The following is a 3,193-nucleotide window of genomic DNA, read 5'->3' on the forward strand; positions in this document are numbered from 1 at the left end:
TGGTGGATGCCTTGGCAGCAAGAGGCGATGAAGGACGTGATACTCTGCGATAAGCCATGGGGAGCTGAGAATAAGCTTTGATCCATGGATCTCCGAATGGGGAAACCCACCTGAAATCTGATTGTTGTTACCCTTGGGTAATCAACAGTCGGGTTAACCAGGTACTTATCACCTGAATACATAGGGTTTTAAGAGCGAACCCGGGGAACTGAAACATCTAAGTACCCGGAGGAAAGGAAATCAACAGATACTCCCCCAGTAGCGGCGAGCGAACGGGGACCAGCCGAGCCGTGAGAATGACCAGAATGGCCTGGAAAGGCCAGCCATAGCGGGTGACAGCCCCGTATGGGAAGTTCGATCGGACGTATTAAGTAGGGCGGGACACGTGAAATCCTGTCTGAAGATCGGGGGACCACCCTCGAAGGCTAAGTACTCCTTGCTGACCGATAGCGAACCAGTACCGTGAGGGAAAGGTGAAAAGCACCCCGACGAGGGGAGTGAAACAGTTTCTGAAACCGGACGCCTACAAGCAGTCGGAGCCGCCTTGCGCGGTGACGGCGTACCTTTTGTATAATGGGTCAACGACTTGGTCTGTCTGGCAAGCTTAAGCCGTTAGGTGTAGGCGCAGCGAAAGCGAGTCTTAAATGGGCGACATAGTCAGACGGATCAGACCCGAAACCGAGTGATCTAGGCATGAGCAGGCTGAAGGTTGGGTAACACCAACTGGAGGGCCGAACCCACATCCGTTGAAAAGGATCGGGATGACTTGTGCCTAGGGGTGAAAGGCCAATCAAACTCGGAGATAGCTGGTTCTCCGCGAAAGCTATTTAGGTAGCGCCTCGGACGTATCCTCTCGGGGGTAGAGCACTGCATGGATGATGGGGGCCCACAGCCTTACTGAGTCTAAGCAAACTCCGAATACCGAGAAGGACTATCCGGGAGACACACGGCGGGTGCTAACGTCCGTCGTGGAGAGGGAAACAACCCTGACCAACAGCTAAGGCCCCCAATTCGTGGCTAAGTGGGAAAGCATGTGAGACTTCCAAAACAACCAGGAGGTTGGCTTAGAAGCAGCCATCCTTTAAAGATAGCGTAACAGCTCACTGGTCTAATCAAGAGGTCTTGCGGCGAAGATGTAACGGGGCTCAAGCCACGAGCCGAAGCTTTGGGTGTGCATTTATGCACGCGGTAGCGGAGCGTTCTGTGATATGGAACGCTGCCTCTTTAGCCCTGCAAAGGGTTACGGAGGCAATGTTCTGACTGTGAAGCCGGGCTGTAAGGCATCCGGTGGAGTGATCAGAAGTGAGAATGTTGACATGAGTAGCGACAAACAGGGTGAGAGACCCTGTCGCCGAAAGTCCAAGGGTTCCTGCTTAAAGCTAATCTGAGCAGGGTAAGCCGGCCCCTAAGGCGAGGCCGAAAGGCGTAGTCGATGGGAACCAGGTTAATATTCCTGGGCCAGGAGATGGTGACGGATCGCAAAGATTGTTCGACCTTATCGGATTGGTCGGGCAGTTCAGCGGTTCCTGGAAACAGCCCTCCACAAGACCGTACCCTAAACCGACACAGGTGGACTGGTAGAGAATACCAAGGCGCTTGAGAGAACCACATTTAAGGAACTCGGCAAAATACCTCCGTAAGTTCGCGAGAAGGAGGCCCCGTTGGCAGGCAACTGTCGGCGGGGGGCACAAACCAGGGGGTGGCGACTGTTTACTAAAAACACAGGGCTCTGCGAAGCCGTAAGGCGACGTATAGGGTCTGACGCCTGCCCGGTGCCGGAAGGTTAAAAGGAGATGTGCAAGCATTGAATTGAAGCCCCGGTAAACGGCGGCCGTAACTATAACGGTCCTAAGGTAGCGAAATTCCTTGTCGGGTAAGTTCCGACCTGCACGAATGGCGTAACGACTTCCCCGCTGTCTCAAATGTGGACTCAGCGAAATTGAATTGTCTGTGAAGATGCAGACTTCCCGCGGTTAGACGGAAAGACCCCATGCACCTTTACTATAGCTTCGCACTGGCATCAGGATTGCGATGTGCAGGATAGGCGGTAGGCATTGAAATCGGGACGCCAGTTCCGATGGAGCCATCCTTGAGATACCGCCCTTCGCACTCTTGATGTCTAACCGCGGCCCGTCATCCGGGTCCGGGACCCTGCGTGGTGGGTAGTTTGACTGGGGCGGTCGCCTCCCAAAGAGTAACGGAGGCGCGCGAAGGTTGGCTCAGAGCGGTCGGAAATCGCTCGTTGAGTGCAATGGCAGAAGCCAGCCTGACTGCAAGACTGACAAGTCGAGCAGAGTCGAAAGACGGCCATAGTGATCCGGTGGTCCCGAGTGGAAGGGCCATCGCTCAACGGATAAAAGGTACGCTGGGGATAACAGGCTGATGATGCCCAAGAGTCCATATCGACGGCATCGTTTGGCACCTCGATGTCGGCTCATCTCATCCTGGGGCTGGAGCAGGTCCCAAGGGTACGGCTGTTCGCCGTTTAAAGAGGTACGTGAGCTGGGTTTAGAACGTCGTGAGACAGTTCGGTCCCTATCTGCCGTGGGTGTAGGATACTTGAGAGGAGTTGCCCCTAGTACGAGAGGACCGGGGTGAACGTTCCACTGGTGGACCAGTTGTCGTGCCAACGGCAGTGCTGGGTAGCTATGAACGGACAGGATAAACGCTGAAGGCATCTAAGCGTGAAGCCCCCCTCAAAACAAGGTATCCCTTGAGAGCCGTGGAAGACCACCACGTCGATAGGCCGGAGATGTAAGCGCAGCAATGCGTTCAGTTGACCGGTACTAATGGCTCGATTGGCTTGATTTGATCCGGAAGAAGACAGACCTGTCTCGCTTCCAAAAGCATCCTTGGACAACAGCTTTCCGTCCCATTCGGGACCGAAAACGCCGATCTCGCTTCTTTTCCGGTCTGGTGGCTTCAGCACGAGCGAAACACCCGATCCCATCCCGAACTCGGCCGTTAAGCGCCGTAGCGCCAATGGTACTGCGTCCCAAGACGTGGGAGAGTAGGTCACCGCCAGACCTGAAAAGAAGCGAGCATCTCTCTAAACGATGAAAAACGCGCCAGACGCAGCACGACAGGCGCAGCCGCGCAAAACACGCGCAAAATGGCGCGGGGTAGAGCAGCCCGGTAGCTCGTCAGGCTCATAACCTGAAGGTCGTAGGTTCAAATCCTACCCCCGCAACCA

1 tRNA gene and 2 rRNA genes (1 of these 3 only partly in view) are annotated in these 3,193 nt (G+C 55.1%); all 3 read left to right on the forward strand.

Going from position 1 to position 3,193, the window contains the following annotated elements:
* Nucleotides 1-2,811, forward strand: a 23S ribosomal RNA gene (locus IT41_RS18805); it begins 22 nt to the left of the window's first position.
* 101 nt (nucleotides 2,812-2,912) lie between these two features.
* Nucleotides 2,913-3,027: ribosomal RNA gene (gene rrf, locus IT41_RS18810) — 5S ribosomal RNA — on the forward strand.
* A gap of 89 nt (nucleotides 3,028-3,116) precedes the next feature.
* Nucleotides 3,117-3,193, forward strand: a tRNA-Met gene (locus tag IT41_RS18815).

The sequence above is a fragment of the Paracoccus halophilus genome (genome assembly GCF_000763905.1).
Lineage (GTDB): Bacteria > Pseudomonadota > Alphaproteobacteria > Rhodobacterales > Rhodobacteraceae > Paracoccus > Paracoccus halophilus.